This is a genomic window from Providencia sp. PROV122, assembly GCF_028482365.1.
Classification (GTDB): domain Bacteria; phylum Pseudomonadota; class Gammaproteobacteria; order Enterobacterales; family Enterobacteriaceae; genus Providencia; species Providencia stuartii.
In genome coordinates, this window is record NZ_JAMPQI010000009.1 from 128,497 (window position 1) to 141,744 (window position 13,248).

The following is a 13,248-nucleotide window of genomic DNA, read 5'->3' on the forward strand; positions in this document are numbered from 1 at the left end:
AGCGCTAAAGGCATGTTGATATGTTAAGTGTTAAAAATTTACATGTAAGTGTAGAAGGCAATGAAATATTAAAGGGCTTATCATTGGAAGTGAAACCGGGTGAGGTTCACGCCATTATGGGTCCGAATGGTTCAGGTAAAAGTACGTTATCTGCAACACTCGCTGGTCGTGAAGAGTATGACATCGACAGTGGCGAAGTCATTTTCAAAGGTAAAGATTTGCTAGAGTTGGACCCAGAAGAGCGAGCTGGTGAGGGTATCTTCTTAGCGTTCCAATACCCAGTAGAAATTCCAGGGGTGAGTAACCAATTCTTCCTCCAAACGGCCGTCAATGCGGTTCGTGAATATCGTCAGCAAGAACCTTTAGATCGTTTTGATTTCCAAGATTTTATTGAAGATAAAATTAACTTACTGGAGATGCCTCAAGATTTATTGACACGCTCTGTTAACGTGGGCTTCTCCGGCGGTGAAAAAAAACGTAATGATATTCTGCAAATGGCTGCTCTTGAGCCAGAACTCTGCATCTTAGATGAAACTGACTCAGGGTTAGATATTGATGCACTGAAAACCGTTGCCAATGGTGTCAATTCACTGCGCTCTCCAGACCGTTCATTTATCATTGTGACGCATTACCAGCGCATTCTGGATTACGTCAAACCTGATTTTGTGCATGTGCTGTATCAGGGGAAAATCATCAAATCAGGTGATTTCAGCTTGGCGAAAAAACTGGAGGAGCAAGGTTATGGCTGGCTTATTGACCAACAGTGAAAGAGCAGGAAAACGTGCTCAGGTAGCTGCATTAAATGAGCAAGCGATGGCGCGTTTTGCAACACTTTTTGAGCAACGCTCTGGGGCGAAATCGCATCATGCGGCGGCACATTGGGAAAAAGCTAAACAAGTCGGTTTACCGGTTTTTCGTCATGAAGATTGGCACTATACGCCGTTGCATTCGGTATTGAATACACATTATCGTTTTGCAGAACAAGATCTTGACGAAAAAGCGTGTGAAGCTTTAGCGCTTCCGATTGATGCCTATCGAATCGTACTTGTTGATGGCCGCTATAGCTCAACACTTAGCTCTATCGATATGGGGCCATTTCAAGTTGCGCTATTAGATAGCCAAGATATGCTGCCCGATGCGGTTAATAGTGAGATCTTTTTGCATTTAACGGAAAGTCTTGCTCAACAGCCAATTGTTATTCACCTAGGTGCAAATCAAATTGCACAAAAGCCCCTTTATCTACTGAATATATCCAGCGGTAGTGATGGCGATACGGTGAATACTAGCCAATATCGCTATCACATCACGTTAGATGCAAACAGCAAAGCGCAAGTGATCGAGCATTTTGTCAGTTTTAACGATAAAGCCCATTTTACTGGGGGCCGTTTAACAGTTGAAGTGGGGGATAATGCGCAATATCAGCACTTCAAACTGAATAACGAAAACAATGTGGCTCAGCATTTTGCTCATAATGACATCGTGGTTGGTCGCGATAGCCAAGTATTAAGCAGCAGCTTTTTGCTGGGTGGAGCACTAACGCGCCATCATACGAGCGCACAACTGATGGGTGAAAATGGGCATTTTTCACTCAATAGCTTGTTATTGCCAAAAGACAGTGAAATTGTCGATACTCGGACTTACCTTGAACACAATGTAGGTCAGTGTGAAAGCCGGCAATTACATAAAGTCATTGCCATGGACGGAAGTAAAGCCGTGTTCAATGGCATGATCAAAGTGGCACCAAATGCCTTAAAAACAGACGGTCAAATGAGCAATCACACGTTATTATTGGGTGATAAAGCAGAAGTTGACACTAAGCCTCAGCTAGAAATTTATGCTGACGATGTGAAGTGTGGGCATGGTGCAACGGTAGGCCGTATTGATGATGAGCAGTTATTTTACCTGCGCTCCAGAGGGATTGACGGTAAAGCCGCAAAACATATGATTATCATTGCTTTTGCAGCGGAGTTGACTGAGTCGATTGAAAATGAAGAACTCAAACAAGCCGTCATGGCGAATATTCGCCAACGCTTAGCAGAGGTCTAATACGCGTATGACATACAACGTAACAGCAGTTAGGCAGGATTTTCCTGCCTTATCCCAAAGTGTGAATAATCATCCTTTGGTCTATCTTGATAGTGCAGCAAGTGCACAGAAGCCTCTGCAAGTGATTGAAAAAGAGAGCGAGTTTACGTTGCATCAATATGCTGCGGTACATCGTGGGATACATACCCTCAGCGCGCAAGCGACAAGCATGATGGAAGAGGTACGCCAAAAAGCGGCCGATTTTATTCATGCCTCTTCAGCAGAAGAAATGGTTTTTGTTAAAGGCACAACCGAAGCAATCAACCTTGTTGCCAATACCTTCGGGCGAACATTTATCGGTAAAGGCGATAATATTGTCATTACTGAGATGGAACACCACGCCAACATCGTACCTTGGTACATATTAGCCGAATCTATAGGCTTTGAAATTCGGGTCATTCCTGTTAGTGATGATGGGCGGTTACTGTTAACGCAACTTGGTGAACTCATTGATGCCAAAACACGGTTATTGAGCTTTACTCACATCTCTAATGTGCTAGGCACCGTTAACCCCGTTAAAGAGATTATTCAGCAAGCGAGGGCTTTAGCGGCTAATTGTGGGGCTGAGTTGTATGTGCTAGTCGATGGCGCTCAAGGTGCGATGCACAGTGTTGTTGATGTGCAAGAGTTAGACTGTGATTTTTATACTTTCTCAGGGCATAAACTGTATGGGCCGACAGGGATTGGCATTCTGTATGGCAAAAAATCACTTTTAGATAAGATGCCTCCGTGGGAAGGGGGGGGAGCAATGATCCGCCATGTCAGTCTTAAAAACGGGATCACTTATGCGGATGCGCCATGGCGTTTTGAAGCAGGAACCCCCAATGTTAGCGCCATTATTGGCTTAGGGGCGGCCTTTGATTATCTCAACGCGTTAGGGAGAGCAGAAGCCTTTGCTTATGAAAAGGAAGTGATGTCCTATGCTTCTAAAAAATTAAAAGAAATTCCCTCATTAACCCTATACGGTAACGATCAACGTGAAGGGGTGATTGCATTTAACCTCGGCACACATCATGCTTACGATGTTGGCTCTTTTTTAGATCAATATGGTATTGCTATCCGTACTGGGCACCATTGTGCATTACCATTGATGGACCGCTATAATGTTCCTGCAATGTGTCGCGCTTCGGTAGGTATCTATACGACCAAAGAAGAGATAGATTCCTTATTCAATGCATTACAGCGCATTAAAAAATTGTTAGGCTAGGCGTTAAAGCCTGATTGTTTTTGTTATCATTGACTGAAAAAGCCAATATGTTATTGGCTTTTTCATTTATTAACCCTGCTCCTATTAACTGAACGATTTGCTAATCAGCAGAGAAAACGAATCAGGTTGACTAACCTTAGAGACATTTGTGATTAATTAAGGAAAGAAGTATGCCAGCTTTACCCGATGAACATAAATTGCTACGGAATTTTGCACGTTGCCAAGACTGGGAAGAGCGTTATCTATACATGATAGAGCTTGGTGGGCGCTTAACGCCATTAACAGAGCAACAACGTAGCGATAGTAACTTGATTGCAGGTTGTCAAAGCCAAGTCTGGATAGATATGCAAAAACAGCCAGATGGTAGCATTTGTTTTGCTGGTGATAGTGACGCGGCGATCGTGAAAGGGTTAGTTGCAATAGTCATTATTCTTTTTCAGGGGAAAACGGCTGAGCAGATCTTGTCAGTAGATGTCAAATCATTTTTCGCTCAACTTGCTTTGGAGCAGCATTTGACGCCGTCGCGTACTCAGGGCCTTAATGCGATGATCCGGACAATCCTTTCCCGAGCAACACAGCTACAATAATTATCTCGCGGGGAATACTATTTCCCTGCTTGTTTTTTTGAACTGTTCTGAGCAGCCATCCCTTGTATTCATGATTAACTCTTCGATTTAGCTTAACTCATTGTTTCATCAATGATATAACGATTACTACTTACAAAATATTCAACGGGTATTAAAGATAAGCAATATAGTTGCTATTATGTACATCTTGAATGAGAAGCGATGTCTATCCGCTTCGAATCGTCGAGTTGTGGCTAAGCTCCATTTGAATTTCTCGTGGCTGCTTTTTTGCTGCCTAGCTACCCCTCAAGTTATTAGAGCATAGTTTGGTATTCCCTGGAGTCGGTATGAAGAAAGCGTTAACTGTGGCAAGTTTGTTTGTGGCAAGTGTATTGCTATCGCCAGTACAAGCGAAGGATTATCCATTACCAGATAGCAATACGCGCCTTATCGGGGAAAATACACACTATGTTGTACCCAATGATGGTCGTTCATTAGAAATGATTGCCAGCGAATATCAAATTGGTTTACTGGCGATGCTAGAAGCGAACCCCGGTACGGATCCTTATTTACCCGAAGCTGGCAAAGAGTTGATTATTCCGACGCAAATGTTATTGCCAGCAACACCTCGGACGGGGATTATTATTAACCTCGCCGAATTAAGACTGTATTACTATCCTGAAGGTAGTAAAGAAGTGGTGGTCTATCCTATCGGAATTGGTCAATTAGGGCGTGATACACCGGAAATGGTGACATCTGTGAGCCAATCCATTAAAGATCCCACATGGACGCCAACGGCGAATATTCGTAAAAATTATGCCAAAGAAGGGATCACTTTGCCTGCGGTGGTACCCGCAGGGCCAGACAACCCAATGGGGCTTTATGCGTTACGTTTAGCATATGGCAGAGGTGAATATTTAATTCACGGCACGAATGCTGATTTTGGTATTGGTATGCGTGTTAGCTCAGGCTGTATTCGTCTACGCCCAGATGATATTGAAGCTCTGTTTAAAACGGTTCCTAAAGGAACGCGAGTGCAAGTGATCAATCAACCGGTTAAATATTCAAAAGAAGCTGATGGTAGCTATTACATCGAAGTACACCAACCTCTTTCCAAGAAAGCTTCAGATGATCCACAAACAATGCCGATACCGCTCTCTGATGATTTTAAACGTTTCCTTGAAAATGAAGAGATTGATAAAGCATTAGTGGAAAAAGAGCTGGCAAGGCGTTCAGGGTTGCCTGTGAGGGTTAACAAGGAGCAGGGGGTTGAAAGGCAATATGAACCGGAGTACAGCGTGAGTGGCAGTCAAACCGATGAAGTCATCAATGAACAGGGTAAATATCCAGCGTTGAATCCGATTGATGAATTTACTATTTCACAGCCTCAACCTGTCTATCAGGGATCTGAAAACGAATAACAGGTAAAAAATAAGGGCCTAATATCTAGGCCCTCTACATATAAGATTATGCGGTATAAAACAGTAGACTGTTATACCGTTGCTAATTCAAACTTACTTTTTGTAAGAACGAACTTGGTTATCAAGACGTTGGTTAGCACGAGCTGCTTCTTGTTGTGCAGCTTGAACTTCAGCGCGAATAGTCTGGACATCGTTGCTCAGTTGATCAACTTTACCATTCAGAGTTTGCACGTCTGAAGAGAGTTTTTGCACTTCAGTGCTGTTAGAACAACCCGCCAGTAATGCTGAAGCTAGAACGATAGAGCCCAGAACAATTTTAGTACGAATCATTATTTTACCCTCTAGATAGATTTATCTTGAAAATACCAAAGTAAGCGACCAGTAAAATAGATATCAGATTGTTTCTACATCTACTTATTCCATATGAACAACGCAATGTGTTCAGGAATGGTACTTACTTTTTCTTATGCTAGTACTTAATTTCCAGTTTTGCTAGAAATACTTTTAGCCAGACAGTAGGAAAAATAAGAAAAAATGTATTCTCAACTCTCAAGGCTATTATTCAATCAAATCAAACTCTCTTTGAGATATTAGTCTAATATAGCAAATGAATAATAGATTGCAATAACGCCATAAATCAAAATATTCTCTACCGGAAGCATTTTATGTTAAAACAAAACATCCTACCTTATTCGACTAATAGTATAAGTGTTGGATGAGCGAAAATGGCAACCATTTATTGTGCTCAGGCAGAATGACAAACATTCATTTATTGAAACATGACTTAAAAAAACAAAAACGGGAAAAACAAAGTTCTCCCCGTTTTAATTACGCCCTAAACGATGTCTTAAGACGTTATGGATTTTAAGCTATTGCTAATTACAGCACGTGTACGGAAGATGTATTGGTTGTTCCGCTTGGAACTAATGCACCAGATACCATCACAATAGCATCACCTTCTTTCGCCAAGCCGCTATTTAAAGCTGCACGTTTACCTTCGCGGTAAAAATCATCTGTTGATGTGAAACCACCAACCATCATTGGTACTACACCTTTTACCAATAACAACTGACGAGCGGTTTCTTCGTTAGTGGTTAGCGCTAAAATAGGCGCGGTAGGGAAGTATTTACGGACTGATTTGGCTGATTTACCGCCGAAAGTAGCAACGACAATCAGTGGAACGTCTAACTTCTCAGACATCTCAACGGCGCCACGGCAAACCGCTTCGGTGACACGTAGGCGTTGGCCTGGTTTTTGGTTATCAATACGGGTTGGCATGATGCGATCTGTGCGCTCACAAATCGTTGCCATGATATTAACGGCTTCAACAGGGTATTTGCCTTTAGCACTTTCACCGGAAAGCATCACAGCATCCGTACCATCAAGGATGGCGTTTGCCACGTCGCCTGCTTCAGCGCGAGTAGGGCGTGGGTTTTTGATCATTGAATCTAACATTTGCGTTGCGGTGATCACGACTTTACGTGCAGCAACACATTTCTCAATCATCATTTTTTGGGCGAAAATAACTTCTTCTACAGGGATCTCAACACCCAAGTCACCACGGGCAACCATGATACCATCAGACGCTTCTAGGATATCATCAAAGTTATTCAAACCTTCTTGGTTTTCAATTTTGGAGATGATCTGAATATTTTCGCCACCGTGTTTTTTCAGGTGAGCACGGATTTCTTCCACATCAGAACGTTTACGGATAAACGACGCGGCGACAAAATCGACGCCTTGCTCACAACCAAAAATCAGGTCTTCTTTATCTTTTTCAGCGAGAGCAGGTAAACCAATAGAGACGCCGGGTAGGTTAACGCCTTTTTTCTCACCTAAATCACCATTATTCAAGACTTCACAGATCACTTCTGTCGCGGTGACATCTTTCACTTTCATGCCAATTAAACCGTCGTCGACTAAAACGGTATCACCCGCGTTAAGATCTGCGGTCAAACCGGCATAAGTTACAGCAACTCTGTCTTTATTACCGATAACTGAGGTATCTGTAGTGAATGTAAAAGTTTGACCAGCAACGAGAGAAACATCGTTACCGCCCTCAAGTTTCATAGTGCGGATTTCAGGCCCTTTAGTATCAAGCAGGATAGCGGCTTGTTTGCCAGTTCTCGCACAGACTGCACGTAGATTTTTGATACGTTGACCATGCTCTTCATAGTCGCCGTGAGAGAAGTTGAGACGCATGACATTCATGCCTGCATCAAGAAGTTGGTTCAATTTTTCTTCTGATTCGGTTTTTGGACCGATGGTACAAACAATTTTCGTTTTTTTCATGGCAGTCTATCTAAAGGTTATAAAGGAAATCGGTATTGTCGTCGATTCATGAATACGTTTTGTTGCGCAACGCATTGTATTAAGAATAGGCGACAGTCTGGTGTTCAATGCAATTATGTTGTGGATTAGATCACATTTTTTATGCTAATTATTATGATTGTAACCTAATGCACTAAAGCTAACTTACTGATTTATTTTTGATGAAACCTTTCAGCTTGTGCGATTATTATAGACAACAAAAAACTGTGAGACAAATCAAATTTTGCAAAATTGAGTGAAGAGATATTTCAGATCAAAATAATTGAAGATTTTATCGGTGCTGTTGCGCAACACGAGAAGGTGGTCACAAAAACGGTGGAGCAGATAAGAAAACAAGGGAGAAACAGTGAATAACATCGTTGAATGGTGCGTCCGAGTAGACTCGAACTACCGACCCCCACCATGTCAAGGTGGTGCTCTAACCAACTGAGCTACGGACGCATTGTAATATCATTGACGTTGTGAAATGGTGCGTCCGAGTAGACTCGAACTACCGACCCCCACCATGTCAAGGTGGTGCTCTAACCAACTGAGCTACGGACGCGTTTCAAAACTGTCAGGGTGACAACGGGAACGAATATTAACGTCCTACCGCCGTTCTGGCAAGGGGAAAATGTATTTTCGTGATAGTTTGCTCGTATTTACAGCGACTAAAGCAAAAATACATTCCCCAATCGAATAATTTGCTTGTTATTCCATCAATTAGCGCGTTGAACGAAGTAAAACAACGCTATCAGGTTGCCTATGGATCCACCAAATACGGGTGGCCATACCCACGGCAGCCGCACTTAGACCCACAATAAATCCGATCCAAAAGCCTTTAGGCCCCATCGCAGGGAAGATAAAGTCAGTTAATGCGAGTACATAACCCACAGGTAACCCTAAAATCCAGTAAGCGGTAAAGGTAATAAAGAAGATAGAACGCGTATCTTTATAGCCGCGTAAAATACCTGCACCGATGACCTGCACCGAATCTGAAAGCTGGTAAATCGCTGCAAATAGCATGAGGCTTGAAGCGAGAACAACTACTTCAGGGCTTTTGTTATACATTAACGCAATAGGTTCACGTAAGGTTGCCGTCAGGATCGCGGTACAGCATGCGACTAATAAGCCAACTGCCAAACTGGTATAAGAAGAGACTTTCGCTGCTTCAGTCGATTGTTGTCCAAGGTTATAACCCACACGGATAGTGGCAGCGATACCCAATGACAATGGGAACATAAACATGACCGAGCTGAAGTTTAATGCAACTTGGTGTCCTGCAACCGCCACGACACCCAGCGGCGCAACCAGCAATGCGACGATGGCAAATAGTGTCACTTCAAAAAATAACGCTAACCCAATAGGTGCACCTAAAACAAAAATACGTTTCATAATAAGTGGGTTAGGGGAAGCAAAGGGTTGTGTCGCCTTAATATCGCGTTGTGAGCCCGCTCTTTTTACGTACCAACGCATCATAATGCACATTACCCAGTAGACTGATGCAGTTGCGACACCACAACCCACACCACCTAATGCAGGCGCACCAAAATGCCCATAAATAAAGATATAGTTAATGGGAATGTTGACCATCAAGCCGAGAAAACCAATCACCATGCCTGGTTTGGTTTTGGATAGACCTTCACATTGGCTACGAAAGACCTGATAAAATAGATAGCCGGGCGCACCCCACATAATCGCATGTAAGAAACGGACAGACTTATCTGCTAGCTCTTCATTAATATGCGGCATGTTACCAATAATTAACTTACTATTATAAAGTAAAAAGATCACACCCAGTGAAAGGAAGAACGCTAGCCATAGCCCTTGCTGAATTTGATTACCAATTAACTGACGGCGACCAGAACCATTCATCTGTGCGACGATAGGTGTCAGTGCCATTAATAACCCCTGACCAAAAAGAATAGCTGGCAGCCAGATAGAAAATCCAACTGCAACTGCTGACATCTCGGTTTCACTGACACTACCTGCCATCACGGTATCCACAAAACCCATCGCCGTTTGTGAAAATTGAGCAAGAATGATCGGAATGCCGAGAGCGAGCAAGCTACGCGCTTCTGTAAAATATTTCTGCACGCATACACCTTTAGAGTAATAAATACTGATTAATAGAATATAGAGAAAGAAATGCTAATGATTTTTGATAAATCAAATAGTTAATAGCAACTTTATATTTTAACTCTTTTGATAACTTAAGCCAATGATCTGTTGTTCTTAATATGAAAGAAAGTTGTGTATGGAGCGGCATGATAATGTTACACAAATTCACACATAGGTTGAGCCAAACCACTCAAATTAGATAGATCTCTAAGAATGTTTAGGTAAACTGAGACTATCAATTCATAGCACTGAGAATCATTATGTTTACAGGTATCGTTCAGGGGACTGCCCCAATTGTTGAGGTTACAGAGAGAGCTAACTTTCGTACCCATGTGATGAAATTTACACCAGAACTGCTTGTCGGCTTAGAGACCGGCGCTTCCGTAGCGCATAATGGTTGTTGCCTAACAGTAACAAAAATAGATGGCGAATATGTTAGCTTTGATTTAATCAAGGAAACACTCAGGCTAACCAACCTAGGTGAATTGAAGGTTGGTGATGTTGTTAACATTGAAAGAGCCGCAAAGTATGGTGATGAGATAGGCGGCCATGTGGTATCAGGCCACATTGTGACGACCGCAGAGATCAGTAAAATCTTCACATCAGAAGATAACCATCAAATTTGGTTGTCTATCTATGACAAAGCATTGATGAAATATATTTTACACAAGGGGTTTGTTGCGATTGATGGGATCAGTCTCACTGTCGGTGACGTAATCAATAACCGTTTTTGTGTACATCTGATCCCTGAAACCTTAGCAAGAACCACATTAGGTTTGAAACGGCTGGGGGATAAAGTGAACATTGAAATAGACCCACAAACTCAAGCGATAGTTGATACAGTCGAACGAGTTTTATTGCAGAAAGAGCAGGAAAAAAAAGCTCAAGAAGCGATTACACAGGCAAGCGATAACTAAATGTAACCCTTTGTATGAGGGAAACTGAAAATGCTATAGCACCGAGGAGTTAGCTGGTGTTATAGCATTAAAAGTCTGATAAGTTTTACTATCTTAAGGGCTTAAGGGGAAATCCCTTGTATTTGCACTTTTGTTGGGTTTTTTAGTACCAAGTATTAATTTGCGCCACTATGCTTTTTCGCTAAAATTAATGGAAATGCTAGCATTATCACGTTCAATTGCTTCAACGAGCCGTTTAAAATGCGCTGACTTTTTATGCATTTCAAGCGCATCGGTACTTTCCCATTCTTCAAAAACGATGTAACCATCCTCTTTAGTGATAAGGTCATATTTAATGCATCCTTGCTCACGACGACTTAGCTTAGCTAAATTTTTGATTATGTCTTTGGTTAAAAATCCATTCTTATTTTCTGTTGTGATTTGTGCATATACAACAATACTCATTCCGTTCTCCTTATGTGTATCGAGAACTATCTTAAAGGGAACTTGGCTTTTGTATTGTAAAAAAACGAATAATGAGACTTCAAAAAAGCAGACGGCGTCATCGTGAAATAACGCTTAAAATCACGATAGAAATGGGACTGATCATAATAGCCTGTTTCTAGCCAGCGATAGGTATCTTGCTCGGCAAGCATTGCCTTAAGTAGTTGTTCTAGACGGCAATTTATCTGATATCTTTTAGGGGTAATGCCATATTCTTTTAAAAATTCTTTTTGTATAAAACGTGCGCTGTATCCCATTTCATCAGCAATATCATTAATCTTTTTGGTTGGATTTCGGTAGAGGATCGCCAATATATCATCCACTAATTGATGCTGTTTTGAGACTTTCGTCGCATTAAAACAATCAAGTAGTCCTTTAAAGGATGATTTCGATAACTCTTTATACCAAGGATCCTGCCATATATCGGCTAACGCGGTCGGTATATCGGTATAAGTTAAAATGCGTTTAGGTAATAAAAAACGCACGGCATCATGGCGTACACGCAATACCATGAGCTTCCCATGATTAGGCTCTGCGGTAAAAGTGTCGATACGCGGAATAACAAGCTGATATTTGTTGACTTGTTGATGGTGATCAGTAGACAGACGTAACGCTTTGGTAGAAACCCAAATTTCTGCGCCAGTACCAGGAAAAATTTTAATCGGTGTTGTAAATTTCTTGATAATTAGAATCGAACTGATAAAACCATTCAATTCCGTTGGCGGATAATACTGTTTGAGCATAATTCCTACATAGCGAGTTGTTCGAATCACTTATAATAACGTTTTTTAGTCGAAAGACTAATTAAAATAATATTTATGCATTATTAAAGGCTCTATAAAGAGATTCATCTCAATAATAGAGCCTTTATAAGAAGGAATATTCCGTAATTGTGTTACCGAGGAACTCTAATGCCTCCGCTAACGCCGTTCGGACTCCAGAGGATTTGCCACAACTGAATATCTCTTGCTCGGAAAGCGCCAGCACAAGAGTTTAAGTAATAGGTAAACATACGTTTAAAGCGAGGAGTATAATTATTACTTAGTTCTGACCAACTATTTAAGAAGCGTTCATACCAAGCCATTAACGTTTTATCGTAATCAGCCCCAAAATTGTGCCAATCTTCCATGATAAATTTACCTTCACTTGAGTTCCCAATATTTTGAATAGAGGGTAATACGCCATTTGGGAAAATATATTTACCAATCCACGAGTCCACATTGACTTTATTTTTGTTAGAGCCAATTGTGTGTAACAAAAATAAGCCATCGTCTTTAATATTTCTACGTGCCACATCGAAATAGGTTGCGTAGTTTTTAGGGCCAACGTGTTCAAACATGCCGACAGAGACGATGCGATCAAATTTATCATTTAACTCACGGTAATCTTGCAAAATGATATTAACGTCTAAGCCTTTACAGCGCTCTTGTGCGAGTTTTTGTTGCTCTTTAGAGATAGTGACCCCTGTAACAGAGGCGCCATAATGGCGAGCGGCATAGGCGCTTAAGCCTCCCCAGCCACAACCAATATCTAAAAGGCGCATACCCGGCTCTATTTGCAGTTTGCGACAAATTAGATCCAATTTATTAATTTGTGCCTGTTCAAGTGATGTCGCATCATGCCAATAACCGCAAGAATATTGCATATAAGGGTCAAGCATTAGGGTAAAAAGATCATTACCCAAATCATAGTGCTCTTCTCCTACAATCCAAGACCGTTTTTGGGTTTGCAGGTTTCTTAGGCGCGCCATAGCGACTTTCATGATATCGGTAAGGTTATTCGGCAGCTTAGTGTCGAGTTTCGCTTGCAATACTTTATAGAAAAATATATCTAAGCGCTCACAGTCCCACCAGCCGTCCATATAACTCTCGCCAAGACCGAGAGACCCTTTTTGTAAAACCCTTTTATAAAAATCGGTATTATGTATTTGAATATCGAAAGGGCGAGAGCCGTTTATTTCTATGCCTGCTTGGTTTAATAAAGACTCTGCGATCCTTTGCCAATTCGAAACTTTCGCTTTAGTTTCATCTACACAAGTGCTCATATGCTCTCCAACTTGAGATGAAGGTTTTTGAGATAGAATTTCAGTTTGCTGAAAGTGTAGGGTTGCGAAGAATAGCTTCACAAAGACAGGAGCG

The 13,248-nt window shown here is 41.6% G+C and carries 12 protein-coding genes and 2 tRNA genes; 6 read left to right on the plus strand and 8 right to left on the minus strand.

What is annotated here, in order from left to right; genetic code table 11:
• The first annotated feature begins 20 nt into the window (after positions 1-20).
• The 5 genes from sufC to PSE69_RS07970 all read left to right on the plus strand — a co-directional run bounded on the left by sufC (position 21) and on the right by PSE69_RS07970 (position 5,279).
• Positions 21-767, plus strand: coding sequence for a Fe-S cluster assembly ATPase SufC (gene sufC / locus PSE69_RS07950; RefSeq protein WP_004919160.1), 747 nt, complete (start codon positions 21-23; stop codon positions 765-767).
• Positions 742-2,046: a Fe-S cluster assembly protein SufD gene (gene sufD / locus PSE69_RS07955; RefSeq protein WP_004919163.1), complete on the plus strand. Its 1,305-nt coding sequence runs from the start codon at positions 742-744 to the stop codon at positions 2,044-2,046. The genes sufC and sufD overlap by 26 nt, the downstream gene beginning before the upstream one ends.
• A 7-nt stretch (positions 2,047-2,053) precedes the next feature.
• The gene (sufS, locus tag PSE69_RS07960) at positions 2,054-3,292 is read left to right on the plus strand and encodes a cysteine desulfurase SufS (protein WP_004919165.1); all 1,239 of its coding nucleotides are present in this window, start codon (positions 2,054-2,056) and stop codon (positions 3,290-3,292) included.
• A gap of 170 nt (positions 3,293-3,462) precedes the next feature.
• Positions 3,463-3,879, plus strand: a complete 417-nt coding sequence (gene sufE / locus PSE69_RS07965; protein ID WP_004919167.1) for a cysteine desulfuration protein SufE — start codon at positions 3,463-3,465, stop codon at positions 3,877-3,879.
• A 326-nt stretch (positions 3,880-4,205) separates the two neighbouring features.
• Positions 4,206-5,279 (plus strand): L,D-transpeptidase family protein, encoded by a 1,074-nt coding sequence (locus tag PSE69_RS07970; protein ID WP_014658217.1) that lies wholly within the window; start codon positions 4,206-4,208, stop codon positions 5,277-5,279.
• Between the two features lie 93 nt (positions 5,280-5,372).
• On the opposite strand, the gene PSE69_RS07975 is transcribed toward PSE69_RS07970, so the two are convergent.
• The 5 genes from PSE69_RS07975 to PSE69_RS07995 form a co-directional block, all read right to left on the minus strand.
• Positions 5,373-5,609, minus strand: coding sequence for a major outer membrane lipoprotein (locus tag PSE69_RS07975; protein ID WP_004919171.1), 237 nt, complete (start codon positions 5,607-5,609; stop codon positions 5,373-5,375).
• Between the two features lie 549 nt (positions 5,610-6,158).
• Complete coding sequence (pykF, locus tag PSE69_RS07980) at positions 6,159-7,571, minus strand: pyruvate kinase PykF (protein WP_121875109.1); 1,413 nt, start codon at positions 7,569-7,571, stop codon at positions 6,159-6,161.
• A gap of 403 nt (positions 7,572-7,974) precedes the next feature.
• Positions 7,975-8,051 (minus strand) — tRNA-Val (locus PSE69_RS07985).
• Between the two features lie 26 nt (positions 8,052-8,077).
• Positions 8,078-8,154: transfer RNA gene (locus PSE69_RS07990), tRNA-Val, on the minus strand.
• Between the two features lie 158 nt (positions 8,155-8,312).
• Complete coding sequence (locus PSE69_RS07995) at positions 8,313-9,686, minus strand: MATE family efflux transporter (protein ID WP_004919178.1); 1,374 nt, start codon at positions 9,684-9,686, stop codon at positions 8,313-8,315.
• Between the two features lie 284 nt (positions 9,687-9,970).
• On the opposite strand from PSE69_RS07995, the gene PSE69_RS08000 reads away from it, so the two are divergent.
• A complete protein-coding gene (locus tag PSE69_RS08000; protein WP_004919182.1) occupies positions 9,971-10,627 on the plus strand; it encodes a riboflavin synthase in 657 nt (218 codons plus the stop codon).
• A 168-nt stretch (positions 10,628-10,795) separates the two neighbouring features.
• On the opposite strand, the gene PSE69_RS08005 is transcribed toward PSE69_RS08000, so the two are convergent.
• The 3 genes from PSE69_RS08005 to cfa all read right to left on the minus strand — a co-directional run bounded on the left by PSE69_RS08005 (position 10,796) and on the right by cfa (position 13,154).
• Complete coding sequence (locus PSE69_RS08005) at positions 10,796-11,071, minus strand: putative quinol monooxygenase (RefSeq protein ID WP_004919184.1); 276 nt, start codon at positions 11,069-11,071, stop codon at positions 10,796-10,798.
• 26 nt (positions 11,072-11,097) lie between these two features.
• Positions 11,098-11,853 carry a helix-turn-helix transcriptional regulator gene (locus PSE69_RS08010; protein WP_004919186.1) on the minus strand — a complete coding sequence of 252 codons (756 nt, stop codon included), beginning with the start codon at positions 11,851-11,853 and terminating at the stop codon, positions 11,098-11,100.
• Positions 11,854-12,005: 152 nt separating this feature from the next.
• Entirely contained in the window at positions 12,006-13,154 is a 1,149-nt protein-coding gene (gene cfa / locus PSE69_RS08015) for a cyclopropane fatty acyl phospholipid synthase (protein ID WP_014658221.1), read from the minus strand.
• Positions 13,155-13,248: the final 94 nt, after the last annotated feature.